We start from the raw sequence: 21,750 nt of genomic DNA, 5'->3' as shown, positions 1-21,750 counted from the left end.
GAAGATAACCTGATCCGTTTCGTTATTACCACTTTCGTGAAAGCTGTAATAACCCGACCTGCCGCAGTCTTCGCCGCGCTCATTTTGCCGCGGCGAGCGGCTCTTTCTTGCGTGCTGGCGTCAGGCGGCGCATGCGGCGTTTGGCGGTGGTCTTCAGCGCCACCGGCGGAGCGCTGGACAACGCACCGAGCACCGCGCCTACCATGCCATGTGCGACGAAATCGGCGTTGATCTCGTTGGCCAATCTGGCATCTGCCTCCTGGTTGTCGCTGTCGGCTTCCGACCACAACACGATGCCCACTCGCAACCTTGGTTTGGCTCGTTTCAGCCGACGGACCAGGAACCGCCCGTGCTTGACGGAATCCCGGTTCAAAAATCCGACGACGACAGTATCGACGGCGTCGAGCTCAAGGCGGCGAATGCTCCCCGGTTCCATCTCGGCGAAGCTCGCTCTCAACACCGTAGCGCCCTGGACTTCGAGCACCTGCGCCAGCATGGCGGCAGCCGCGTCGTCGAGTTCGCCGCGCCCTCCGCCGCACAGCACCGACATGCCCGTGCCACCCGGCAGTTCGGTGTCTTCCTCGCCCTGAACCTCCCCCGGAACGTGCTTGTCCTCGCGTGAGCCGTTGTCCTCGGCCGCGGCCGTGTCGTCCGCTTCCGCCTCCTCCTGCGCGCTGTCGTCGAGGTTCGCCACCATCGTCAGCGCGCTGCCCGCGACCTGCTGTCTTTGCTCATCGCTCAACACACCACGCACCCGGTCCTGCTCGCCGAGCAGAAGTGCGGGAATCGCGACCTTGTCGTAGAACTCGACCAGATATTCTTCCTCCAGCATCTCCTCGGCATGGTCCGTCGCTTCCTCGGGATCGCCGGCCAACAGCCGCTGGTAAAGCCGGGCGTGCGGTTCGAGCACGGGTTCGTTGCCGAACAGAACGTCGAGGAATTCGAACTGCGGCACATGCCGGCCGAGCACGACGAGGCAGACCGTGAGCGGCGTCGACAGAACCAGGCCCAATGGCCCCCAAAGCCAGGTCCAGAAGATCGCCGCAACGATGATGGCCAATGGCGACAGCCCAGTGCGCGAGCCGTAGAGCCAAGGTTCGATCACGTTGCCGGTGATCAGTTCCACCACGACGAAAAGCCCTGCGGTCCATAGCACGAGCGACCAGCCGGGCGCCACGGCCAGCGCCAGGAACAGAGGCAACAGCGTCGCGATGACCGGGCCGATATAGGGAACGAAGCGCAGCGCCAGCGCCAGCAAGCCCCACAGCAATGGATTGGGTATGCCCAGCAGCCAAAGTCCGATGGCAATCGGGACGGCATAGACGATGTTCACGACCAGTTGCATGAGCAGATAGCGGCCGACGCGCTTGCCGGCATCCTGCAGCGCCTCGGTGGTTCGGTGCAGATCGCCGTAGCCGACGAGGCGTATGAAACGATCGCGCAGGTCCTCCCGCTCGAGCAGCATGAATATGACGACCACGACGATCAGTCCGGCCGATGCCAGCGGGCTCAGCAGCGGGCCGATCAGATTCTGGAGAACCTCGAGCGGTCGTTCGCGCGCGACGATTTCGACCGGGATCGGTTCCCGCGGAGGCTGATCGGCGGCGGGTTGTGCGGGTTCGGGTCTGTCGAGCTCCTGGCCGACGCGTTCGATCACCCGGCTCAATCTGGAAACGATGCCGCCGCCGACGCCGGTTTCCTTGAGCGACCGGACCTTGGTCAGGATATTCGCCTGGTAAAGCGGAATGTTCTGCGCCAGTTCACTGACCTGCGTGGCGACGATGAAGGAGAACAGAGCCAGCACCGTGAATGCGCCGAGCACACTGGCGATCACGGCAGGAAGACGCGGAATGCCGGCTCGCTTGAGTGCCGACACCATGGGCACGAGCGCAAAGGTAAGCAGCAGCGCGATTGCGATCGGCAGAAAGACCTCGCGCCCGAAATAGAGCGCCGCGACGGCCGTCACGACCGACGCTACGCTGGGCAACGATGTGCGCGGAAGCGCCCTGGCCGCGGAAACAATGCCCGCCCGCCGGGGCTCCGACAGGTGCGCGTCGTTTCGACGATTTGCCGCCACTTGATACCTCCGCCCCGCCGTCGCCATGATCGGGCATATTGAGCCGGCGTGCAACTTCGCAGCGTCTCACCCAGCTGGACGCCGATTGCCCTGGTCGGCAGCGCCGCAAATTCAGTCATGGTAGAATTTTTTGCATTAATGACGTCACGGGCAATCCTGTTCCATGTCTGCGCCAGAACGTGGAACTTTTGGATCAAAACACCGTTCCTTCGTAGATCGCTGATGGACAACCTCAAAGCAGCAGCTCAGGAGGAATGATCATGAACATCAAGACGCTTTGCATGGGCGCGATGGCGCTTTCGATGATGACCGGCGCAGCGCTTGCCGCCGGTGCCACTGGCACTTCGGCGCTCGACGATCCGCAGAAAATGAACCCCTTCTTCACCGACGCCGGCATGAAGACCATGAAGTCGGAAGCCGAATTCAAGGCGGCATGGATGGCCATGTCCACGAGCGACCGGGCCATGATGTTGAAGGAATGCAGCGACGCAGGCATTGCCACGATGCATGCCGACTTCTGCAAGATGGCCAACCAGCTCGGTGGCGCCAACAAGTGATCGTTGCCAATTGAAATAACGCCCCAAGCGAAAGGGCGGGCAGGTCTGTCACTGTGCGACCTTCCTGTCCGCACGGGCGGGCGCTCATCTATTTGAACTCGTGCCGGAATATCCGCGTAAAAGGCCACGACTTCGATTGCCGTGGCGCCATTGGCATGGCTTGGCCGGAGCGCATGTCGCGAAGCGGCAATGCCACTACCGCCCAGGGGGTCCCAGTCTGCTCACAATCCGGGTTTTCCGGTCGGCCGTCCGCCTGGCATTAGCGGCCGGCACGCTTGATTACCGGCACGCTGCCCCCGGCACGCTTGACCTCGCTGCCAACCGTGGGATAGGCCGGGTAATGAGCCAACCACCTCCGCATCGGAGTCCCACGAAAGACCTGCCATGACCGACGCGATCATAAGAGACAGCAATGGCACGGCGCTGCACGAGGGCGACTCCGTGACCCTGATCAAGGATCTCAAGGTCAAAGGCACGTCGGAGACGATCAAGCGCGGCACGCTGGTGAAGAATATTCGCCTCACCGGCAATCCCGGCGAGATCGAATGCAGCACCAGGCAGGTGAAGGGCCTGGTGCTGAAGACCGAGTTTTTGAAAAAGGCGTGATCGCCTCGGCATCCTTCGCTTCGCTTCCATATCAGTCGCTCTCGAATCGCTCATGTGAGTGAATCGCCCACGCGAGGAACTTGAGGAGCCGCGCCCTCCCCCTATGTTGCACTGCGTTAGATTTGTTGCATTGCAATATCGTCGCATCGGGTCGAGCCTCTGCGAGGTGGGCATTCCTTGCATGAGGTGATTGTGTCGGCATCATTTCGGCCTGACATCGAAGGGCTGCGCGCGCTGGCGGTGGCGGGTGTTATCGCCTTCCATTTTGGTCTGTCCGGCCTGCCCGGCGGCTTTGCCGGCGTCGACATCTTCTTCGTCATCTCCGGCTATCTGATCACCCGTCACCTGGTTACGGAAATCACCGAGACCGGGCGGCTGAACCTCTGGCGCTTCTACGCCCGGCGCGCCCGGCGCCTGTTGCCGGCGGCACTGTTCGTCATCCTCGCCACGATGTTTGCTGGTTATTTCATCCTGTCGCCGGAGGAACAGGCGCTTTATTCGAAAGGCGCCATGTTCGCCTCCGCCTATATGATCAACCTTTGGCTGATCCGCTGGTCGTTCGACTATTTCGCCGCCGACGCCACCAACAACCCGTTCATCCACTTCTGGTCGCTCTCGGTCGAGGAACAGTTCTATTTGGCATGGCCGGCGCTGCTTCTTGCCGCCGCTTGGCTGCGTCCCGGCAAGCGCGCCGCTATAATCGTCATCGGCGTCGCCGGCGCGGCCTCCTTCGCCGCCTGCGCCTGGCTGACGGACGTGTCGCAGCCCTGGGCCTTCTATTTCTCGCCGCTCAGGGCCTGGGAATTCGCCGCCGGCGGCCTCGCGACCATGGCGCCGGCAAAGATCTGGCGCGACCGGCCGCTGCTGGCCACACTCCAGGCAGGCCTCGGTCTGGCGCTGATCGCCTGGGCCTATCTGATGCTGGACGAAGACTCGCCGTTTCCCGGGGTGAATGCGCTGGCGCCTGTTGCCGGCACCGTGCTGCTGCTGCTCAGCGGCAGCGGCGGCCGCAATCTGCCGAGCGCCGTGCTGGCGCTGCCGCCCATGCAATGGTTGGGCCGGCTGTCCTATTCGCTCTATCTCTGGCACTGGCCGGTCATCGTCTATGCGGCGATGGTGGTTCCCGGTCTGTCCATCCTGGACCGCCTTGCCTGCGCGGCGCTGACGCTGTTTCTGTCGATGTTCACCTATCATTTCATCGAGAATCCGATCCGCCGCAACGGCTGGCTGATGGCCGGAGCAGCGCGGGCGCTGGTGCCCGCCGTCGCGCTGACCGGCGCCGGCGTGGTCGCGGCCTATGGCAATGCGCGCTTTGCCGAGCACAATCTCAGCCCCGAACAGCACGTCATCGCCGACAGCGCCGCGCAGCTCTCCACCGTGCGCGCGAGCAATGGCGGCTGCGTGCTCGATTTCGAGACCGTCAAGCCGAAGCCCTGCATGTTCGGCCGCAAGGATGCCCAGCGCTCGGTCGTGCTGTTCGGCGACTCGCATGCCGACCATTGGTCGACGCCGCTGATCAAGGCGGCCGAGAAGAACGATTTTCGTGTCGTCACCTTTCTCAAATCCTCCTGCCGGGCTTCGCGGGTCACGACCTGGAACTGGCGGCTGAAGCGCGACTACACCGAATGCGACCAGTGGCGCGAGCAGTCGGTCAAGGACATCATCGCGCTCCATCCGCAACTGGTGGTGATCTCGGAATTCTCGATCGGCAATGTGATGAAGGAATCGCCCGAGGAGTTGAAGCACGCCGATTGGCAAGCGCAGTGGCGGACGGGCCTCACCTGGACGCTTCAAGCCTTCAGCCAGGCCGGCATCAAGGTCGCGGTCATCAGGGACGTTCCCTACAATGCAAGCTACGCCGACAAATGCGTGGCGCGGGCGCTGTGGCGGGGCCAGACGCCCGCGACATGCGACACGCCGCGGATCATGGCGGCAAACGACGACATCGCCACCATCGAGCGCGATATCGTGCGCTCGACACCGAACGCTGCTTACATCGACATGACCGACCGCTTTTGCGACCAGACCACCTGCCATGTCTTCATCGACGGCAAACTAGCCTTCCGCGACCGCCACCACTTGGCGACGCCCTTCGCCGAAACGCTGGAACCGGCAGTGGAGCGGGCGCTGTTTTCGGATGTGATGGCGGCGGCTGTAAAGTAACGGCTCCGGAACTTATCGGATCACGACCCAGCCCCTCGGCAGGCAACCATGCGGGGTCAGCTAAGGATGAGACCAGCCAGTAAAACGGTGAGGATAAGCGATAGCGGAACTGCAAGAAGGCAGCACAGCTCGAAAGTATTGGCTGGCCAAGAAGTCATTGGGCGCTTTTCCATGTTGGCCTCCTCCCTCAACGGCCAGACCGAGACGGCAGTTCCGCTTAGATAGTGCTCATCCCCACCACTCATCATGCAATTGGCGCAACTCGTTCCGCTTCCTGGTCATCCATCGTGCACGCGCCAGATGTGTCGCCCACGCCCGGAAAGCCCTCTCCGGCTCCTGCTCCGGATCAATGTGCAGAACGATGCGGGCGACCTCACGCCAGTCGGTTCCTTCCGCCGAAGCGTCGAGCAGCCGGATATAAGTAAGCATGCGATCTTCGTCATAACCGGTCGGCACCGAAGACGTCGGCGCTGCGTTCGCGATATGAGAGTTTGGCGGCTTTGGCATTGCGACCTACCAGCAATGGCGCACCGTAGCAGCCTATAAAGAAGCCCGCGCCGTTTGATCGGAGGATGCGCCGATCGAGATTCGCCCCGACGGTCGGCAAATGGGGGGCCTCAGACGGAGTTCACCGCCCAGCTGGACTCACGCCTCACCACGTCGTGATCAGGTCGAGGCAATCTATCTATTTTAGTGGAACCTAATTTAGTCAACGCAATTATGCGTGCGTGAGAAAGCGTGAAATCCAGACCGTCACTGAAAGCCGGCTATCGCGGGATCAGTTGGCCGATGATCCAGTGATTGCAGTCGATTTGACGGAACGGATATTGCAGGCGGCCGACAACGACAGGATTGTCTGCCTCGTCGTGGCAACGGAGGAGTTGGAAACCGACCGCATCGAGAAAGCAGAGCCTAAGGAGACCAGGATTGCCGCAAGCTTCGTCCGGGACTTTGAGGTAATGCTGCTTGTTCTTTATGCGGCCTACGCCCTCGCTGTGCTGGGTGCGACCGCGTTCGTTTTGCTGGAATTGGGCCATGTTCTGTAGGCAGACGTCGGCAAAAGACGGGACTGACGCGCGATTGCCGCTGTTTGATGAGAGGAGCGGCCACGCTGCGTCGACGATCCGACCCCGGCGCAGCCAGCGGCGTTTTCGCGCCAGCAGGCGCTAAACTTCGGGCTCGTCCGTTCGTTACATCTTGCCAATCTATGGAACGAGGCTGCCCCTCGGGGGTTTTTCTATTAGAGGGACGTTAAAGAAGGAGGTAGCTATGAAGAAGCTCCTGCTTGCCTCGGTGATCGCCATCGCATCGGCGGCTTCCGTGATCGGCCCGGCGAATGCCGGCGGCAGCGTCACGATCGGCATCGGCAACGGCTATGACGACGACTATTATTATCGCCACCATCGGTATTCCGATTACGACGATGAGTACGTCCCCCGTTACCGCTATGATGTCTACGACGAGGACTACAGGCCGCGCTACCGGTACCACCACCGGCGCTGCCACACCGAAGTCATCAGGCACTGGCGTCATCACCACCGGATCATCGAAAGAATCCGTGTCTGCCGTCGTTGACGGATCGATCCGGCCGGTAGTGCCGGCCGGATCGGCGGGGCTCCTCATCTCGGCTTGCGCATCAGCATCATGCCGTAATGCACGGCCAATATGTCGAGCCCGATCTTGAGTAATTTCACCACCACGTCGCGCGGCTCGCCGGCCTGTTCGGCCAGGCTCTTGACCGTTGCGTCGGCACAGCAGACCTTTTGCACGATGCCGGCGATCTCCCAATGGACAAGCGCCCTGGTGGCCTCGGCATGGTCGCGGCCGGCGGACAGGATGTGTTCGGCGACGCCGCTGCCGGTGCGGCCGCCGTCGACGCGCTCGGCCCAGGCCATCGGCTTGGCGGTTGCCTCGGACGAGTTGCGGAAATCCTGGCGGTAGCGCATGCCCGCCTCGCGCTGCTGGCGCGACAGTGAGGTGAGGCCGCTCAGCGGGTCGACGTTGCGCACCCGCACGATGCCGCCGGTCGCTGTGTGGCCGTCATTGGAGACCTCATAGAGGCGCGCTCCCTCCTGCGTCCCCTTCGCCAGCCGCTTGCGGCCGAACCGGTCGTCCTTCAGTGCGAAATCATGGCCGATCTCCTTGCGGATGCGCACCTGCTCGGCCTCGCCTTTCGGCAATCTCGGTGGCCTGGCTTTGGCCTTTTGGGCGGTTTTGGTGCTCATCGGCTCGGTCCTCCTGGGTTTTGGTCGTCGGGCTCTGGCGAACTTCCAGCCTCATTGCAGCGAGCTCAAATCGCTTCGGCCGGCAGCGTGCGCAAGAAGCGCGCAGCGTGATAGGCGCAGTAGCTTTTCGATGGGTTCGTGCGCATTCCGCAGCACAGCATGTCCAAACCTGGCCGGCTGCCGGGGGCGTCGTTTTCCGCATCCTCCTGCAGCGTCGTATCGAGCGGCGCGCGGCAGCGCTCGAACAGGCAATCGACGAAGCGCATGGCGGCGAAATGCGGCTGGCGACCGCCGGCGGCGATCGGGCGCGGTGCCGGCATTTCGAGCGGCGCGCCATCGGTCCCGGTGATCCGAGCCGGACCCGGCTGCCAGGCCGGCGGCGCCAGCCTGGCCGACAGCCTTGCCGGGCGGCAGCGTGGCTCGGCCTTCGGGGCCGACTGCGCTTGATCAGCAGTGCTTGATGGCTCAGGCGCCGAATTTCCGAGCCGGCCGCCATACCAGCCCTTGGATTTCGCAAGGCCGATGGTGCGCAAACGGGCGGTGCGGTGGACGATGCCGATGATGGCTGCACGCGAGGCCGGGCGGCCGCGCAGCGCGGTCAACCGGGTGGCGATCTTCGCGGCCGACAGTCCGCTCATCAGCCAGTTCTCGATTTGTTCCAGTTCCGAGGCGGAATAGCGGGCGGCCATGATGTTTCATTCCCTGCAAAAATGGTTGTGTGCGGCGCCGGCTTCGCCGGCCTCAGGCTCGAAAGCCGGTCAGCCTTCGCGTGGTCTGCTGCGATCGAGCTTCATCTCGGCCGCCTGCCTTTGTTGCGCCGGACACTGCCTTGCCCGTCCGCTCGTCGAAGGCGATGACCGTGCCGTCTTCGCTGCGGATGCAGGAAACCGCGGCATCCGCATTGCCGGCCGGCAGGTAATTCGTGGCCGGAGCCGTGAGGGGAACGGCTCCGGCCGTTCCGGCCGCTTGCGCTGCCGGATCCGAGGCGCGAGCCTCGGGCATCGTCCCGGCCGGGGAGGAGGACAGCCGCGACGAAGGGGACAGGGTTGGCACATGCATGGCCCCGGCGATCGGTTGCGCTACCACCTCCAGGCGAGCGCTGCCGGCGCGCTGAACGGCGGATTCAAGGACCGAAAGCTGGCGAAGCGACTTGTGCATGCCTACATAAGAGCATAACTCAAATCATAATGCAAGCGATTCTTGCATAGACTAAACCGAATCTTACGCCACAGATGGAGCCATGGCGAAAACTGCACTGTCGATCAAGGTCGGAGCGGCGATCCGCCGGGCGCGCAAGCAGCGCGGCCTGGTGATGCGTCACATTGCCGAGCACAACGACACCGACGTCGCTGCCGTCGGCAATTGGGAGACCGGGCGCAACCTGCCCAAGACCGAGAACCTTTTGAAGACCGCCGCTTTCCTGCGCGTCGACCCGGTGGCACTCGGCAAGGGCGAGGTCGTTTTCCTCGATGATGCCGGACCGGTCGCCGATGCCGAGATCGTCACCGATCCCGGCCCCCTGCCCGCCGGGCCGATGGACATCCAGCTTCTCGGTACCGCCGTCGGCGGCGACGATGGCGACTTTACCTTCAACGGCCAGCCGGCCGGCTATGTCCAGCGGCCGCCGGGGATCCGACATCTGCGCAATGTGTTTGCGCTGCACGTGCTGAGCGATTCGATGGTGCCGCGCTACGAGCCCGGCGAGATGATCTATTGCGGCGGCCGCGAAGCGTTGCCCGGCGACCATGTGGTGATCGAGACCCTGCCCGAGGAGAACGAGCAAAACGGCAAGGCCTTCATCAAGAAGCTGGTCAAGCGCACCGCCGCCGAGCTGATCGTCGAGCAGTACAACCCGCCCAAGACGCTGTCCTTCAACCGCTACGCCATCAAGAACGTCTTCCGCGTCATCCCGCTCAAGGAATTGCTGGGGTATTGAGGCTTGTTGCCTTCTCCCCTTGTGGGAGAAGGTGGATCGGCGCACAGCGCGAGCCGGATGAGGTGTGCTGGAAGGAACGCGGCGGAGGAAATGTAGAAGCGATTTTTAAGCACTTACGCCATCAAGGTAGCGATCCGTCCAACACCCCTCATCCGACCGAGCTTCGCTCGGCCACCTTCTCCCACAAGGGGAGAAGGGAAGAGCAGCACGCCCGCCCCCTCAAGCCCGCCTCGACTGCAGCTCTCGACCGTTGAGCAGGCGCGCCTCGGCGCGGGTCCGCTGCCGGTCGTCGATGAAGGCGGCCTGGATCGAGACGGCGGCGCCCGGCAGGCCGTCGGCCCGGCAGGCCTTGCAGATCAGGCGCCCCGAAAGTGCGGCCAGCGGTGTCTCCGGCCTCACCCCATGCCGCTTGAGTTCGGCCGGTTTCCACCACCTGTTGCGGCCGCAATCGATGCACTCGACGGCAATCGAGACAACATCCGCGATCGTCGCTTCCCTGCCCGCTAATGCCATAGCCATCCCCATCATTGTTCCTGCTTTGTTCACATCATTATCGGTTTTCGGGGCGGAGTCGAGTCGGTTCCGCTTGCACCAACGTGAAAGTTTCACTTGTTCAGGTACTTGAGTTATGCTTCTATCTCGTGCAGCGCTGGAAATCGGCGCGAGCAACAGAACCGCGGCCGCTCCGTCGGCCGGCAAGCAAGGGAGTGACGATGGACCTCGCCCAGTTCGCCCAGGCCTGCGGTTATGCCGGCGACAGCCCGGCCATGCTTGCTGCCTTCGCAGCCATCCGCCAGGACGGCATCCGCACGGCGCGCCAGGGCCATGGCCAGCGCAAGTCGGCGATCGACCGGATGAAGCCGAGCCGCGCTTTGTTCCTGGCGGCGATCCGCCCGGCGCAGTCGGCCGAGGAGGCGATCGAGGACGCCGCCCGCTTCCTGTCGATGTTCCGCAACATGCCGCGCTGGCGACAGGAAAGGCGCACCGCCGACTTCGCCCGCGCCAGGCAGCAACGCCTCTTCGCCCGCTTCTTCCGCCGCTACGGCCATCGCCTCTGGGCGCTCGAGGCGGCGTAAGCCCGAGCGGAGCGCCCAGCCAGCCGATCAAAGCTGCTGGCTGCGAGCGAAAATGCGGCCGTAGCTGGCATCGTCGATCTCTGCGAAGTGGTGGGAGCGCAGGAAACGCTGCAGCCGGGGATTCGGTGTGGCGCATGTGGCGGCATGGACATTCCAACGGATCAGCTTGAATTGCCGATCGATGGCATAGGCCCGGACAAGCCTCCATAAGACGAGCAGGACGCCTTCGCCACCGCCGTCGATATGGGCAAAATTGACCAGAAGCGTGCCGCCATTGCGATTGAATTCGGCCAGGACGGTGGCGCTGCCCATGGCGAAGGAGATCGGCCGGCCGAAGGCCAGCAACGCATCCTGGTCCGCGCGCGACAGCGCCCTCAACGTCTCCAGGGAGACACCCTCGATTTCGATCCGCATTGAAGGGTTGACCCTCGCTAAGTTGCTCGCCTCGCCCATTGCCCTAGTCTGCTTGCCAGAAAGACAGCTGATAATCCTCCAGGTCTCTGGAGTCTGAAGCGAAAAACTCGACGACAAACCTTCGGTTCGCAAACTGCCATTGCAGTTTTGCCTCATAAATCTCCTTGAGAACCGAGCCGAGAAACACGAGTTTGTCGCGAGAGATGTCGGCGGCGCCGAAGGCGTGAATGTCGGCAATGTGCAGGTGGTTCATAACCGCTTCCACGGACTGTCGTGTGGCGTTGGGGTCTCGTTCAAAGCTTCGCAGGCCTTCCTCGCTAAACCCTTCCAACAAAACGTAGCGTTCGAACGTCACGAATTTCGGCCAGAAAATGGTGCTGTATCCCACAGCAAGCGCAAATCGGCCCTCGCACCCGACCCAGCTTTGTAGATCGATGCCGGACCCATTGTTCCAGGCTGCCAATTCAGCCTTCATGCTGGCTGGAACATCCATTTCGTAGCCTCCCGATCTCGCCTGTCATAGGTCTTTCAACGGCTGCTTTCCAGTAGACCGGCAAAGTTGCATCCCTTCACGCTTGTCGTCCCCAAATCCGCGCCGTATGTCTCCACGCGATGAGCGAGATCAAATTCCGTCGCGCGCAAGCGCCCGACCTGCCGGCAATTGTTGCAATGCTTGCCGACGACGTGCTCGGCGCGAACCGGGAAGACCCGTCCACGCCGCTCGCGCCATCCTACCTCGATGCCTTCAGCGCAATCGATACCGATCCCAACCAGTTGCTGGCCGTCGCCGTCAACGCCGGGCAAGTGGTCGGAACGCTGCAGCTCAGCTTCCTTCCAGGCATTTCGAGAAAAGGCGCCTGGCGCGGCCAGATCGAAGGCGTTCGCGTCGCCCGGCAATGGCGCTCTCGCGGCGTCGGCAAGCTGATGATCGAATGGGCGATTGAAACATGCCGTTCGCGCAATTGCAGCTTCGTCCAGCTCACCACGGACAAAGGTCGACGGGAGGCGCACGCTTTTTACGAGCGCCTCGGCTTCACCGCCAGTCATCTCGGCTACAAGATGGCGCTGTAGATCAGCATTTCATCGCATTCAGCGCCGACCGCTCATCTTCGCTACCTACTCTGGATGGAGCATTGACAAGCCGGCCTTTCGCCCTGCTCCATCCGCCCATGATTTACGACCGAACCTGGCTTGAGAAAACCTTTCGCGCAAAACCCCGGCAGAAGTTCCTGTTCTTCTGGGGCCATCAGCCGTCTAAGGACGGCCGCATAACCACGTCGTGCTTCAGCCAGTGGTGGCATGCGCCCTTTACCGTCGATGGCCTGAGCTATCCGACTGCCGAACACTGGATGATGGCCGAGAAGGCACGACTGTTCGGTGATGCTCCGACGGCAACACAAATCCTCAGGGCGGCGAGCCCCAAGCAGGCAAAGCAGCTTGGCCGCCAGGTGAGCGGCTTCGATGGCACCAAATGGGATGCAGACAAATATCGCATCGTGACTGAAGGGAGCTTTCAGAAGTTCCGTCAGAACGCGGCGCTGCGCGAATATCTGTTGTCGACGCATGACCGGGTGCTGGTCGAGGCGAGCCCTGTCGACCGGGTGTGGGGTATCGGCCTTGCGGCGGATGACGAGAGGGCGATAAACCCGCTGCTGTGGCGCGGCGAGAACCTGTTGGGATTCGCGCTGATGCAGGCCCGCGATCGGCTGTGCGGCTGAACATTGCCGTGCGCTCGTCAGCTGCGGCGGCCTCCGCGCTGCTTGACAATCCACCCATAATGTTCTCTTTATGTTCTCATAACAACTCGAGACAATGCGGCGTTCGAACCGCCGCGGGCGAATGGGCCGGATGGAAGCCAACATCCTCCACGCGGATCTGGATGCCTTCTATGCCTCGGTCGAACAATTGCTCGACCCGGCCTTGCGCGGCAAGCCGATTGCCGTCGGCGGCGGGGTAGTGCTTGCCGCATCCTATGAAGCCAAGGCGTTCGGCGTGCGCGGCGGTATGCCGGGACGGCGGGCGCGGGAACTCTGCCCGCAACTCATCTTCGTCGGCGGCCATTTCAAGGACTATCAGCGGCTGGGCGATGCGGCAATCAAGGTGCTCGGCGATTTCACGCCGGTGGTCGAGCGGATTTCGATCGACGAGGCCTTTGCCGACGTCGCCGGCTGCATCCATTTGTTCGGCTCGCCGGCCGAGATCGCCGGCAAGATCCGCCGCCGCGTGCGGGCCGAGGTCGGCCTGCCGATCTCGGTCGGCGTAGCCCGCACCAAGCATCTGGCCAAGATCGCCTCACAGGTCGCAAAACCGGACGGGCTGGTGGTGGTCGATCCGCGCCACGAGCTGGAGTTCCTGCACCACCTGCCGGTCGAGCTGATGTGGGGCGTCGGCCCGGTCACCAGGCAGCGGCTGGCCGGCATCGGCGTCAACACCATCGGCGAGCTGGCGAAGACCAATGGTGCGGCGCTTGAGCGCCTGCTCGGGCCGGCGGCGGGAGAGAAACTCAACGCGCTGGCGTGGAACCGCGACCCGCGCAGGCTCGAGACGCAGCGCCGGGCGCGCTCGGCGGGTGCGCAGTCGGCGCTTGGCCGAAAACCGGCCGAGGAGCAGGTCTTCCTGCCGGCTTTGCTGCATCTGGCCGACAGGGTCGCCACAAGATTGCGGGCGAAATCCCGGCCCGGCCGCACGGTGACGGTTCGCGTCCGCTTTGCCGATTTGCGCTCGGTGACGCGCTCGATCACGCTCGATCAGCCGATTTCGGCGACCGCCATGCTGGCCGAGATCGCCGAGGCGCTGGTGCGCAAGGTGCTCATCGACCATCCGCACGAAAAGACAATCTCGCTGCTGGCGATCGCCGTATCGCATCTGGAGCAGCATGCCGGCCTGCAACTGGAACTGCCGCTTGGGCTTGACGACGACCGCCGCCGCCCCGGCACCAGCAAGGGCGCGGCGCGCTGGACCGCGGACCGCGCCGTCGACAAGATCCGCGACCGCTTCGGCTGGGAGGCGGTCGGCTACGCCTCGGTCGCGCTCGGGCTACAGCGGTCGGTTCCCGACGCATTTCGGGAGCTGGCCGAGAAGGAATTGTGAGCCTCGATTACACTTTGGTTGCCAAGTCGCCGGAATGACGTTGAAGGCTGCGGACTTGTGAATTTATCTTCGGTCCAGTTGGTCGTGCACCGGTTTGGGTATCAGCCAGACAGGGTAGCACCCGCCCGCAAATGCTTCCGCACCTTCATTTCGAACGACAGGAGATCGGCATGGGACAGAACGCCGGATATTTCGCACTCATCGTTGCCGGACTGGTGACCAATGCAACGACGCTGGCCAAGCCGCTCAACCCAGACCGGGCGATTCCATCCCTGGGCGATATCAACTCGCCGCTGGCCAGCCCGCTATTCAAGCAGGTCAAGGCTGGGCCGCTGGAGATAAAGCTTGAGGAAACCACGCTTGCCGATGTCGAAAAAGCCTTCGGCGGAGCGATGCACGATGAAGGTGACGCCGGAGATTCACGCCACTGGCTTTGCTATGCCGGCCCCGACGCCGGCGGATCGCCGTCGATCTTCTGGTTCGTATCCGGCGAGATGGGTGGCTCCGACCACGGTGTCCTGTCCGTCGCCCTGCAGCCGAACCCGGAAGGCAAGGTGCCGGAAGGATGCGCCGGCGCGCCTGCCAGCCTGACAGCTATTGAACTCGATACGCCCGGCGTCGGAGCGCCGCTGAGCGACGTGGCCGCGAAATTTGGCGCCGCCAAGCCCGATCGTTACGGCCATTTCGGCTTCGCCGCCTCTTATCCTGCTTCGTCTCCCGACCAGAAGGACGCCACGGTCACGCAGACGCTCACCTACACAGCCGGGAACGGCAGGATAACCGGCGTGGCGGTGACGCAAGTCACCACCAACTAGGGTGTCCCCGCTCGGTTGGCGAATGGTTCACGTGTGAATGATCTGCCGCGCCCGAGCCAGGCGGCCTGGGTTGCTGGCCACCTCGTAATGCAGACTGGTTTGATGTGCCGCCCGGGCCCGCCCTCCTCCTGCAAATGCGACATTCGAGGCGGCCCTGGTCGTCAGACCAAAAGCGTTGCGCCGCCCCAAGCGATCAGGGCGGTGCCGGCCGCACGGCCAACCCACGGGCCGGCAGGAAACACCGGTTCGACGAGAACCCGCGAGGGTCCCGAAATGACCCAGAAGCGGGCGTTCGGCAGCGATCAGAGCAGCAACGATTTTGGCAGGACCGGAAATCTGCATGGAATGCTGCAATCATCATCATGTCCCGTCCAAGTTGTGGACAGTTCCTTCTCAAAGGCGCACTCTTAGCATGCGAAACGCGAGCTAGCGTTTCGTGCAACGCTTCACATGCTTGACTTGCGTCGGTGATTATCTGACCTACCCGGATACTTCCGGGTGGGCAGACCTCACATTGTGTCGCCTATCCGTGATCAGGCTACGGCCTAAGGCACGTTGCAGCCCGTTCCGGATCAACTGGGAGGTAAACAACATGCCTGATTTTCAGCGCAGAGAACTTCTTGTTCAAGGAAGCGCGGCTCTTGCCGCAATTGCTGCTCTCTATACCTCGCGCCGGGCTTACGCTTTTCCAACACGGCCGAACGAGGAAGTTATTCCATGGCTGGATCAGCCGACCGAAAATCCCGATCCGGCGGGTATCCAAAAGCAGCTTGTCTGGGAGGATTTGGATAGCTGGATAACGCCAAACGACAAGTTCTTCAGCATCTCGCATTTCAACCGACCAACGATCGACGAGAAGACATGGTCGATGGAGATCGGAGGCCTGGTTAAGAAACCCCTGGAGTTAACGCTCGCCGACATCAGGGCGCGACCGCGGCAGGAGGTCGTTTTCACAGTGGAATGCTCGGGCAACCATGGGTTTCCCTTTTTCACCGGCGGCATCGGCAATGCTCGCTGGGCAGGGACGCCGCTCGCCCCGATCCTCGAGGAAGCCGGCGTTCTGGAGAAGGGCATCGAGGTCGTCTTTTTCGGTACCGACACAGGCGAGATCCCGATACGCGACGTCAAGATGCAGCAGAACTTCGCTCGTAGCATGTCGCTCGCCGACGCGATGAACCCCGACAATCTCCTCTGCTATGAAATGAACGGGGCCGCCTTGCCGGCGCCCAATGGCTTCCCGGTACGGCTCATCGCGCCAGGCTGGTACGGCATCGCCAACGTCAAGTGGCTAAAGCGCATCGAGGTTCGCGATACGCGGTTCATGAGCCTTCTGATGGCCCGTGACTATGTCACCATCCGGGAGGAGGACCACAACGGCGAGACCGTATGGGCCGAGACGTCAGTCGGCCGAGCGCTGATAAAGTCCGCACCTGCGAAGGTTACCCGGAAAGATTCAGATTACCGCATCGTTGGGGCAGCCTGGGGGGCGCCGATCGACCGGGTCGAAGTGCAAATCGATCAAGGGCCTTGGACACCAGCGACCATTGACCACAGTGAGGAGGCCGAACACGCTTGGAAAATATGGTCCCTGGCTTGGGCAAATCCCTCTCCTGGAGAACACACGGTGACCTCGCGCGCGGTCAGCACCACAGGACAAATTCAACCGGCGATGGACGATCCCTTGATTGCCAAGAAACACACATACTGGGAGAGCAATGGCCAGGTGACGCGCCGCGTGCGTATCGGCTAGAGGATTTTGCCGCCAAATGGAGTCATTTGGCGTCCGCATAAATGCGGCAAAACAGATAGTTAGAGCGAGTTACCGGTTCTAAGAGAACCGGAACCGCTCTAAGAACTTGCTGCCATGTGGCAATTGCGTTTGGGTCAAACAGGAGGAGGCTGCCTGATCGCCATTTCGCACCATTTCCAGCGCACTCCTCACCCCTCCACGGCCCTGATCTCCGCGTCGACCAGACACCAGGGCGCATAGCGGAAATCGCGGATCTGGATGACCTGATCGTCCCTCCATTCGACCAGCATGAAGCCGCGCACAGCGCCGTCGGCCGCCTGCGGGTCGCGGATGAGGATCGCCGGCCGGCCGTCGACCACGCCGAGCGACAATGTCCAGTCGCTGATACGGTCGTAATTGCCGAAATAGGTCGAAACCTCGGCCCTGCCGCGCAGGCGGACGCGGTTGACGACGTCGAGCCGCACGTCCTCGGCGATCAGTGCCCGCACAGCGTCGAAGTCGCGCGCGTTGAACAGGTCGACATAGCGCCGCAGCCGGCGCTCGTCATCGGCGTCGAGCCTCGGCGCCAGCGCCTGTTCGGGCTGCAGCGCCAGCAGCTTGAGCTGCGCCCGCCCGCGATGCAGCGCGGCCTTGGTGGCGGCAAGCGTCGTGCCGGTCACCTCGCAGGTCTCGTGCAGGCTGAGGCCGAGCACGTCGACCAGGATCACAGCGCTGCGCTGCGGCACCGAAAGCTGCATGAAGGAGCGCAGGCTGGTCTGGGCGGCGAGCCGGCTGTCGGCGCTGCCGGAGGGATCCTCGATGACGCTCATGTCGGCCTCGGTCATGCGCGACCTTTCCCGATTGCGCCGCCGCAGATGATCCTGCGCGGCATTGTGGGCGATGCGAAACAGCCATTGCTCCGGCCGTTCGACCATCGCACCGCCGTCGATCGCCTGCAGCGCCTTGATCAGCACCTCCTGGACGATGTCCTCGCCATCGATCACCGAGCCGGCCATACGCGCGCAGTAGCGATGCAGCCTTGGCCGCAACCCGACGAGCATCGCCTCCAAAGTCGCCCTGTTCATTTTCGGCGTAGCGTCCCATTTCTGCGCGAGCGGCACGGCGGGCGCTACCCGGCTTTCTGATCCGCCAGCATACGGTAATTGCCGATGACTTTGACAGGCGATCGCATTGCCGGGGTCGAACGGCGTTGGGCGTGGTTTTCCGTAAACGCCTTGAAAGCCGCAAGCCCGGTCAGCGCCGACGAATTACCGTCCTGGCCGACGATGTGGACGAACGAGCCGTCGTCCAGCTCGAGCACGAGATAACGCACCGTCGGCGGTGCCGCCTCGCCAAGCGCTTCGAACACTTTTTCGACCAGCGCGCGGTTATCTTCCAGGTCGGCTTGCTTCACACCGTATCGAATGAGCGCGTAGTTCATCATCGTCTCCTGACTGGTTGGTATGAACGAAGGACGACCGGCTGCGCTGAAAAGATTCTCCTTGCCGAAGAATCTTTTCGGTTGCCCGCATCGTCTTTCCCGCGTGGGCGGCTGCGCGGCAGCCATCAAGCAGGAGAGACGATCATGCATATCCAGTTTGCCGAGCTTCCGGTGTTCGAGCAGGACCGCGCCAAGGCGTTCTACACCAGGCATCTCGCCTGCCAGGTCATGGCCGACCAGAAGATGGGTGATGGCGGCTGGCGCTGGATCGAGCTGGCATTTCCGCATGCCGTGACGAACCTGCATTTTGTCAGGCGCGCCGACGACGCACCCGGCGCGGAGCCGGTATTGGTGCTGGTCGACGAAAATGTCGGGGCAATGATCGCGGCCATGAAAGCGGGCGGCGTCGAGATCATCACCGAAGCGCATGAGGCGCCGTGGCAGCCGGGGCGAACGGTGGCGGAGTTTCGCGACAGCGAAGGCAACCGCATGGTCCTCGCCAGCCGATAAGGCACCGGAGCCCTCTGTCCGGCGGGGCGTCGTACCTAAGTCCTACCTCCGGCCGGACCATCGGCCGTACTTCCTTCGTATTATTATTTCGTGACCTCTGCGCGCCGGAACCTTCCCTTGCATCGGGCGTTCGGGCGCTGTATCGCGATGCCTCATATTTAGGCAGGCGGAGGAAATACGAATAGGGCGGGTGGCAAAACAAACATGGGCCGGGGAGGAGCATCTTACCATGTCGAACCGTAAAATCGGAATGTCCCACAGTTTGGGGCTGCGCGTCGCTGACCTCAAATCCAGAATGCAAAGTGCCCAGATTACCGAGCATGAGATCAAGACGTTTCAAAAGGTTGCCGCCATCATGGGCGGCGCCAAAGGCTCACTGCGCCTCGATGCGGACGATCTGATCGCCGCGTCTTTCCTTGTCGATCCCTTGGAAGATCTCCCGCTCTCCAGTTGAAGGCGCCGAACGCAGGTCGAAATCCTATCGGGTTTGAACCTGCGATTGCCGCCGGCGGAGCATCCGCCAGCCCAAGCCGCATGCGAGGATGACGTTGGCCAGCGCTAGACCAGAAAGCGCGGCCAACGTCCCGTGCGGGCCGAAGCGCTCCAGCAGCAATGCTCCGGCCGAGGGTGCCGCCGCCTGGGCTATCAGGCTCGGCATGGCGAGGCGGCCCATCAGTCTCGCGTAGCCGTTAGAGCCGAACAGCGCGAGCGGCAACGTCCCCCGCGCGATGGATTCCAGGCCGATGCCTGCGCCGTAGAAGCCCAGCGCCAGCGGGATGATTGGCATGCCGGCCCAGAGCGTCGAAACGCCGATCGCCACAAACGTAACCGAGGCAAACTTGGTGAAAATCGGATGGTGGTAGCGCGCGATCATCATCTCGATCGCGCGCGCCGCCACCTGTGATGGACCAACCAGCACGCCGAGCCCGACGGCTACGGCAAGCGCCATGCCGCTGCCTTGCAGGATTGTGAGCAGATGCACCGATAGTGTCGACGAGATCACCGCTGCGAGTGTCAGGGTCGCGGCCAGAACGATCATGATCGACGGATCGGCTTGGTTGTCGAGAATGGGTGCCGCCTTCTTCACTCCCGGTTTGACTGCCGGTTGCGGCGGCTCCCGGGGCAGGATCACCAGATAGAGCGGAAGCGCAATTGCCAGCTGAAAGGCGGCGTAAACCAGGCAGGTGCCGCGCCAGCCGACCTCCCCCAGCAGCAAGGCTGAGATCGGCCAGCAGATGGTGCTCGCAAGGCCGCCGAATAGCGTCAGCATGGTGATGGCGGAGCGCGCGCCGTGGCCGTAGTGGCGGCCAAGCGTTGCGAAAGCGGCATCGTAGAGCCCCGCCCCCATGCCCAGGCCGATGACCAGCCAGGCCGCGATATAGGCCGCAAGATTAGGGGCAAGAGCCAGCCCGATCTGGCCGAGCCCGATGCATCCGGCGCTGAACGCCAGAACGTTGCGGCCGCCATGCCGCTCGATCGACGACCCGACGCGCGGAGAGATCAATCCTGCCGTGAGCAAGCCGAGGGACAGGCCGCCGACAACCCATGCCAGCGGCCAGCCGGTATCGGAGGAGACTGCCGGCGCGATGACCGCGGGAAGATAGTAGGAAGAACCCCACGCCATGATCTGCGTCAGGCCAAGCGCGGTGATAATCGCGCCGCGGCTGCGCAGGATGGCCGGCGAAGGCGGCGAAAGACTCATGCCGCGACGCTGCAGCCACAGCCGCCTTTGCCGACCGCCTTCGCCTTGGCGTCGGCGACACAGCACGCATCCACCGCTGCCGGCGCCGGACCGCCGCAGCACCCCTTGTCGGCCACGCCGATCCGCGGCACCGTGCAGACGCCGGTCTCGGGCAGCACGAGCTGGACATTGTCGGCCGCCACCATGTCTCCGGCGATCGCCGCCGCGACTGAGCGGACCTGCTCATAACCGGTCAGCAGCAGGAAGGTCGGTGCGCGGCCATAGCTCTTGATGCCGACTGTGTAGAACCCTTGCTCTGGATGGCTGAGCTCACGGTGGCCGTGCGGCGGCACGTCGCCGCAGGAGTGCTCGTTGGGATCGATCAACGGTCCCAGTGCCTTGACGCTTTCCAGCCATGGATCGAGCTCGAGCCGAAGCTCACGGGTCAGCGACAGATCCGGGCGTTGTCCGGTCGCGGCGATGATACGGTCGACCGGACCCAGCGCCTGCAAGCCGTCCCTGGTCTGGCCTTCGACGACCAGCCGGCCGTTGGCATCGCGGATCGAAACAGCCGCAAAGCCCGTCACCAGCCTGACGCCGCCGCTCTCGGCGAGTTCGCGCACTTCGGCGCCGAGTTCGCCGCGTGCCGGCAATTGGTCGGCATCACCGCCACCGTAGATGCGCACCAGGTCGGTGCCGCGCGTTGTCCAGATGAAAGCGGTGCCGGCCTCCACATTTGCCAGGCTGGCGAGATCCAGCACCGCATTGGCGGCCGAATGGCCGGAGCCGACGACCAGCGTCGTCTTCCCCGCGTAAAGGCTGCGGTCGCGGCCGAGAATATCGGGGATGCCGTAGGCGATGCGGTCGGCAAACTCGGCTTCGCCTTCGGCATGAATTCCGCCGGCGCCGAGCGGGTTCGGCATCTGCCAGGTTCCCGAAGCATCGATGACGGCACGTGCGCTGTCGCGTCTTGTACCATCGGCAGTCTCGACCGCCAGCATGAACGGCCGGTTCTCGCGTCCCTTGCTCAGCACCTTGTCGGCGCCCCAGCGCGAAATGCCGACGACCCGGGCGCCGGTTTCGATCGACGGCGACAATTGCGGAAGCTTTGCAAGCGGCTCGAGATAATCCGCGACGAGGTCGTTTGCGGTCGGGAATGCCTCGGGCTCAGGCATCCGCCAGCCATGCGCCTCGAGCAGGTTTCTGGCCGCCTGATCGACGCAATAGCGCCAGGGCGTGAACACACGGACATGGCCCCAATCCCTGAGATTGGATGCAACCGCATTACCGGCTTCGTAGACTTTGACAGGAATGCCCCGCGCGATCAGGTGGACCGCTGCCGCCAGGCCGACCGGCCCGGCGCCGATCACCGCAACGGGGAGCTTTTCGATCATTCCCATATCTTCCATCCTTCCGGTAATTTCGAATTA

Annotated in this window: 26 protein-coding genes; 14 read left to right on the top strand and 12 right to left on the bottom strand. The window is 63.1% G+C overall.

Features of this window, described 5'->3' with window-relative positions; all coding sequences use genetic code 11:
• Window positions 1-79: 79 nt before the first annotated feature.
• The gene (locus NKI24_RS05270) at window positions 80-2,077 is read right to left on the bottom strand and encodes an AI-2E family transporter (protein ID WP_352743755.1); all 1,998 of its coding nucleotides are present in this window, start codon (window positions 2,075-2,077) and stop codon (window positions 80-82) included.
• 260 nt (window positions 2,078-2,337) lie between these two features.
• Between NKI24_RS05270 and NKI24_RS05265 the strand changes: the two genes are divergently transcribed.
• The 3 genes from NKI24_RS05265 to NKI24_RS05255 all read left to right on the top strand — a co-directional run bounded on the left by NKI24_RS05265 (window position 2,338) and on the right by NKI24_RS05255 (window position 5,403).
• Window positions 2,338-2,634 carry a hypothetical protein gene (locus tag NKI24_RS05265; protein ID WP_023675661.1) on the top strand — a complete coding sequence of 99 codons (297 nt, stop codon included), beginning with the start codon at window positions 2,338-2,340 and terminating at the stop codon, window positions 2,632-2,634.
• Window positions 2,635-3,018: 384 nt separating this feature from the next.
• A complete protein-coding gene (locus tag NKI24_RS05260) occupies window positions 3,019-3,240 on the top strand; it encodes an alkylphosphonate utilization protein (RefSeq protein ID WP_023675660.1) in 222 nt (73 codons plus the stop codon).
• A 192-nt stretch (window positions 3,241-3,432) separates the two neighbouring features.
• The gene (locus NKI24_RS05255; protein WP_352743753.1) at window positions 3,433-5,403 is read left to right on the top strand and encodes an acyltransferase family protein; all 1,971 of its coding nucleotides are present in this window, start codon (window positions 3,433-3,435) and stop codon (window positions 5,401-5,403) included.
• A gap of 228 nt (window positions 5,404-5,631) precedes the next feature.
• Here the strand turns inward: NKI24_RS05255 and NKI24_RS05250 are convergent, their stop codons facing one another.
• Complete coding sequence (locus tag NKI24_RS05250; RefSeq protein ID WP_352453505.1) at window positions 5,632-5,910, bottom strand: hypothetical protein; 279 nt, start codon at window positions 5,908-5,910, stop codon at window positions 5,632-5,634.
• A gap of 221 nt (window positions 5,911-6,131) precedes the next feature.
• Between NKI24_RS05250 and NKI24_RS05245 the strand changes: the two genes are divergently transcribed.
• Together NKI24_RS05245 and NKI24_RS05240 are read left to right on the top strand one after the other, a co-directional pair.
• A complete protein-coding gene (locus NKI24_RS05245; RefSeq protein WP_352453504.1) occupies window positions 6,132-6,449 on the top strand; it encodes a hypothetical protein in 318 nt (105 codons plus the stop codon).
• 223 nt (window positions 6,450-6,672) lie between these two features.
• A complete protein-coding gene (locus NKI24_RS05240) occupies window positions 6,673-6,978 on the top strand; it encodes a hypothetical protein (protein ID WP_352453503.1) in 306 nt (101 codons plus the stop codon).
• A gap of 44 nt (window positions 6,979-7,022) precedes the next feature.
• Here the strand turns inward: NKI24_RS05240 and NKI24_RS05235 are convergent, their stop codons facing one another.
• From NKI24_RS05235 to NKI24_RS05225, 3 genes are all read right to left on the bottom strand, one after another.
• Window positions 7,023-7,628, bottom strand: a complete 606-nt coding sequence (locus tag NKI24_RS05235) for a DUF6456 domain-containing protein (RefSeq protein ID WP_352453502.1) — start codon at window positions 7,626-7,628, stop codon at window positions 7,023-7,025.
• 65 nt (window positions 7,629-7,693) lie between these two features.
• Window positions 7,694-8,317, bottom strand: coding sequence for a high mobility group family protein (locus tag NKI24_RS05230; protein ID WP_352743749.1), 624 nt, complete (start codon window positions 8,315-8,317; stop codon window positions 7,694-7,696).
• A 52-nt stretch (window positions 8,318-8,369) separates the two neighbouring features.
• On the bottom strand, window positions 8,370-8,786 hold the full coding sequence (locus NKI24_RS05225) for a hypothetical protein (RefSeq protein WP_352743747.1): 417 nt from the start codon (window positions 8,784-8,786) through the stop codon (window positions 8,370-8,372).
• Window positions 8,787-8,868: 82 nt separating this feature from the next.
• Between NKI24_RS05225 and NKI24_RS05220 the strand changes: the two genes are divergently transcribed.
• On the top strand, window positions 8,869-9,564 hold the full coding sequence (locus NKI24_RS05220; protein ID WP_352579488.1) for an XRE family transcriptional regulator: 696 nt from the start codon (window positions 8,869-8,871) through the stop codon (window positions 9,562-9,564).
• Between the two features lie 219 nt (window positions 9,565-9,783).
• Here NKI24_RS05220 and NKI24_RS05215 read toward each other — a convergent pair whose 3' ends face one another.
• The gene (locus NKI24_RS05215; protein ID WP_352638087.1) at window positions 9,784-10,083 is read right to left on the bottom strand and encodes a hypothetical protein; all 300 of its coding nucleotides are present in this window, start codon (window positions 10,081-10,083) and stop codon (window positions 9,784-9,786) included.
• A gap of 194 nt (window positions 10,084-10,277) precedes the next feature.
• Between NKI24_RS05215 and NKI24_RS05210 the strand changes: the two genes are divergently transcribed.
• Window positions 10,278-10,640, top strand: a complete 363-nt coding sequence (locus NKI24_RS05210) for a hypothetical protein (protein WP_352743745.1) — start codon at window positions 10,278-10,280, stop codon at window positions 10,638-10,640.
• Between the two features lie 27 nt (window positions 10,641-10,667).
• Here the strand turns inward: NKI24_RS05210 and NKI24_RS05205 are convergent, their stop codons facing one another.
• Together NKI24_RS05205 and NKI24_RS05200 are read right to left on the bottom strand one after the other, a co-directional pair.
• Entirely contained in the window at window positions 10,668-11,054 is a 387-nt protein-coding gene (locus NKI24_RS05205) for a hypothetical protein (protein WP_051406100.1), read from the bottom strand.
• 43 nt (window positions 11,055-11,097) lie between these two features.
• Window positions 11,098-11,547: a hypothetical protein gene (locus tag NKI24_RS05200; RefSeq protein ID WP_352743743.1), complete on the bottom strand. Its 450-nt coding sequence runs from the start codon at window positions 11,545-11,547 to the stop codon at window positions 11,098-11,100.
• A 119-nt stretch (window positions 11,548-11,666) separates the two neighbouring features.
• On the opposite strand from NKI24_RS05200, the gene NKI24_RS05195 reads away from it, so the two are divergent.
• From NKI24_RS05195 to NKI24_RS05175, 5 genes are all read left to right on the top strand, one after another.
• A complete protein-coding gene (locus NKI24_RS05195) occupies window positions 11,667-12,125 on the top strand; it encodes a GNAT family N-acetyltransferase (protein WP_352453497.1) in 459 nt (152 codons plus the stop codon).
• 98 nt (window positions 12,126-12,223) lie between these two features.
• Window positions 12,224-12,772, top strand: coding sequence for a riboflavin biosynthesis intermediates N-glycosidase (gene ybiA, locus NKI24_RS05190; protein WP_352743741.1), 549 nt, complete (start codon window positions 12,224-12,226; stop codon window positions 12,770-12,772).
• Window positions 12,773-12,902: 130 nt separating this feature from the next.
• Window positions 12,903-14,144, top strand: a complete 1,242-nt coding sequence (gene dinB / locus NKI24_RS05185; protein ID WP_352743739.1) for a DNA polymerase IV — start codon at window positions 12,903-12,905, stop codon at window positions 14,142-14,144.
• Between the two features lie 170 nt (window positions 14,145-14,314).
• Window positions 14,315-14,959 (top strand): hypothetical protein, encoded by a 645-nt coding sequence (locus NKI24_RS05180; RefSeq protein ID WP_352453494.1) that lies wholly within the window; start codon window positions 14,315-14,317, stop codon window positions 14,957-14,959.
• Between the two features lie 592 nt (window positions 14,960-15,551).
• The gene (locus NKI24_RS05175) at window positions 15,552-16,709 is read left to right on the top strand and encodes a sulfite oxidase (protein WP_352453493.1); all 1,158 of its coding nucleotides are present in this window, start codon (window positions 15,552-15,554) and stop codon (window positions 16,707-16,709) included.
• Between the two features lie 188 nt (window positions 16,710-16,897).
• On the opposite strand, the gene NKI24_RS05170 is transcribed toward NKI24_RS05175, so the two are convergent.
• Together NKI24_RS05170 and NKI24_RS05165 are read right to left on the bottom strand one after the other, a co-directional pair.
• Window positions 16,898-17,773 carry a sigma-70 family RNA polymerase sigma factor gene (locus NKI24_RS05170; RefSeq protein WP_352451417.1) on the bottom strand — a complete coding sequence of 292 codons (876 nt, stop codon included), beginning with the start codon at window positions 17,771-17,773 and terminating at the stop codon, window positions 16,898-16,900.
• Window positions 17,774-17,817: 44 nt separating this feature from the next.
• A complete protein-coding gene (locus NKI24_RS05165; RefSeq protein WP_352743736.1) occupies window positions 17,818-18,279 on the bottom strand; it encodes a hypothetical protein in 462 nt (153 codons plus the stop codon).
• On the opposite strand from NKI24_RS05165, the gene NKI24_RS05160 reads away from it, so the two are divergent.
• On the top strand, window positions 18,274-18,639 hold the full coding sequence (locus NKI24_RS05160; RefSeq protein ID WP_023680367.1) for a VOC family protein: 366 nt from the start codon (window positions 18,274-18,276) through the stop codon (window positions 18,637-18,639). The genes NKI24_RS05165 and NKI24_RS05160 overlap by 6 nt on opposite strands.
• Before the next feature lie 229 nt (window positions 18,640-18,868).
• Window positions 18,869-19,093, top strand: coding sequence for a hypothetical protein (locus NKI24_RS05155; RefSeq protein WP_031213090.1), 225 nt, complete (start codon window positions 18,869-18,871; stop codon window positions 19,091-19,093).
• A gap of 24 nt (window positions 19,094-19,117) precedes the next feature.
• Here NKI24_RS05155 and NKI24_RS05150 read toward each other — a convergent pair whose 3' ends face one another.
• Window positions 19,118-20,341, bottom strand: a complete 1,224-nt coding sequence (locus NKI24_RS05150) for an MFS transporter (RefSeq protein WP_352451419.1) — start codon at window positions 20,339-20,341, stop codon at window positions 19,118-19,120.
• Window positions 20,338-21,714: an NAD(P)-binding domain-containing protein gene (locus NKI24_RS05145; protein WP_352451420.1), complete on the bottom strand. Its 1,377-nt coding sequence runs from the start codon at window positions 21,712-21,714 to the stop codon at window positions 20,338-20,340. The genes NKI24_RS05150 and NKI24_RS05145 overlap by 4 nt, the downstream gene beginning before the upstream one ends.
• Window positions 21,715-21,750 lie beyond the last annotated feature (36 nt).

The organism is Mesorhizobium sp. M0701 (assembly GCF_040320365.1).
Classification (GTDB): domain Bacteria; phylum Pseudomonadota; class Alphaproteobacteria; order Rhizobiales; family Rhizobiaceae; genus Mesorhizobium.
This window is presented reverse-complemented; position numbering and strand designations above follow the sequence as displayed.

Bases quoted from the DNA above. Each gene is read 5' to 3' on its own strand.
- NKI24_RS05145 (WP_352451420.1), bottom strand. From the start codon at position 21,714: ATGATCGAAAAGCTCCCCGTTGCGGTGATCGGCGCCGGGCCGGTCGGC.
- ybiA (WP_352743741.1), top strand. From the start codon at position 12,224: ATGATTTACGACCGAACCTGGCTTGAGAAAACCTTTCGCGCAAAACCC.
- NKI24_RS05230 (WP_352743749.1), bottom strand. From the start codon at position 8,317: ATGGCCGCCCGCTATTCCGCCTCGGAACTGGAACAAATCGAGAACTGG.
- NKI24_RS05150 (WP_352451419.1), bottom strand. From the start codon at position 20,341: ATGAGTCTTTCGCCGCCTTCGCCGGCCATCCTGCGCAGCCGCGGCGCG.
- NKI24_RS05225 (WP_352743747.1), bottom strand. From the start codon at position 8,786: ATGCACAAGTCGCTTCGCCAGCTTTCGGTCCTTGAATCCGCCGTTCAG.
- NKI24_RS05250 (WP_352453505.1), bottom strand. From the start codon at position 5,910: ATGCCAAAGCCGCCAAACTCTCATATCGCGAACGCAGCGCCGACGTCT.
- dinB (WP_352743739.1), top strand. From the start codon at position 12,903: ATGGAAGCCAACATCCTCCACGCGGATCTGGATGCCTTCTATGCCTCG.
- NKI24_RS05195 (WP_352453497.1), top strand. From the start codon at position 11,667: ATGAGCGAGATCAAATTCCGTCGCGCGCAAGCGCCCGACCTGCCGGCA.
- NKI24_RS05160 (WP_023680367.1), top strand. From the start codon at position 18,274: ATGCATATCCAGTTTGCCGAGCTTCCGGTGTTCGAGCAGGACCGCGCC.
- NKI24_RS05170 (WP_352451417.1), bottom strand. From the start codon at position 17,773: ATGAACAGGGCGACTTTGGAGGCGATGCTCGTCGGGTTGCGGCCAAGG.
- NKI24_RS05240 (WP_352453503.1), top strand. From the start codon at position 6,673: ATGAAGAAGCTCCTGCTTGCCTCGGTGATCGCCATCGCATCGGCGGCT.
- NKI24_RS05175 (WP_352453493.1), top strand. From the start codon at position 15,552: ATGCCTGATTTTCAGCGCAGAGAACTTCTTGTTCAAGGAAGCGCGGCT.
- NKI24_RS05205 (WP_051406100.1), bottom strand. From the start codon at position 11,054: ATGCGGATCGAAATCGAGGGTGTCTCCCTGGAGACGTTGAGGGCGCTG.
- NKI24_RS05210 (WP_352743745.1), top strand. From the start codon at position 10,278: ATGGACCTCGCCCAGTTCGCCCAGGCCTGCGGTTATGCCGGCGACAGC.
- NKI24_RS05155 (WP_031213090.1), top strand. From the start codon at position 18,869: ATGTCGAACCGTAAAATCGGAATGTCCCACAGTTTGGGGCTGCGCGTC.
- NKI24_RS05260 (WP_023675660.1), top strand. From the start codon at position 3,019: ATGACCGACGCGATCATAAGAGACAGCAATGGCACGGCGCTGCACGAG.
- NKI24_RS05215 (WP_352638087.1), bottom strand. From the start codon at position 10,083: ATGGCTATGGCATTAGCGGGCAGGGAAGCGACGATCGCGGATGTTGTC.
- NKI24_RS05235 (WP_352453502.1), bottom strand. From the start codon at position 7,628: ATGAGCACCAAAACCGCCCAAAAGGCCAAAGCCAGGCCACCGAGATTG.
- NKI24_RS05180 (WP_352453494.1), top strand. From the start codon at position 14,315: ATGGGACAGAACGCCGGATATTTCGCACTCATCGTTGCCGGACTGGTG.
- NKI24_RS05220 (WP_352579488.1), top strand. From the start codon at position 8,869: ATGGCGAAAACTGCACTGTCGATCAAGGTCGGAGCGGCGATCCGCCGG.
- NKI24_RS05265 (WP_023675661.1), top strand. From the start codon at position 2,338: ATGAACATCAAGACGCTTTGCATGGGCGCGATGGCGCTTTCGATGATG.
- NKI24_RS05165 (WP_352743736.1), bottom strand. From the start codon at position 18,279: ATGCATGATCGTCTCTCCTGCTTGATGGCTGCCGCGCAGCCGCCCACG.
- NKI24_RS05200 (WP_352743743.1), bottom strand. From the start codon at position 11,547: ATGGATGTTCCAGCCAGCATGAAGGCTGAATTGGCAGCCTGGAACAAT.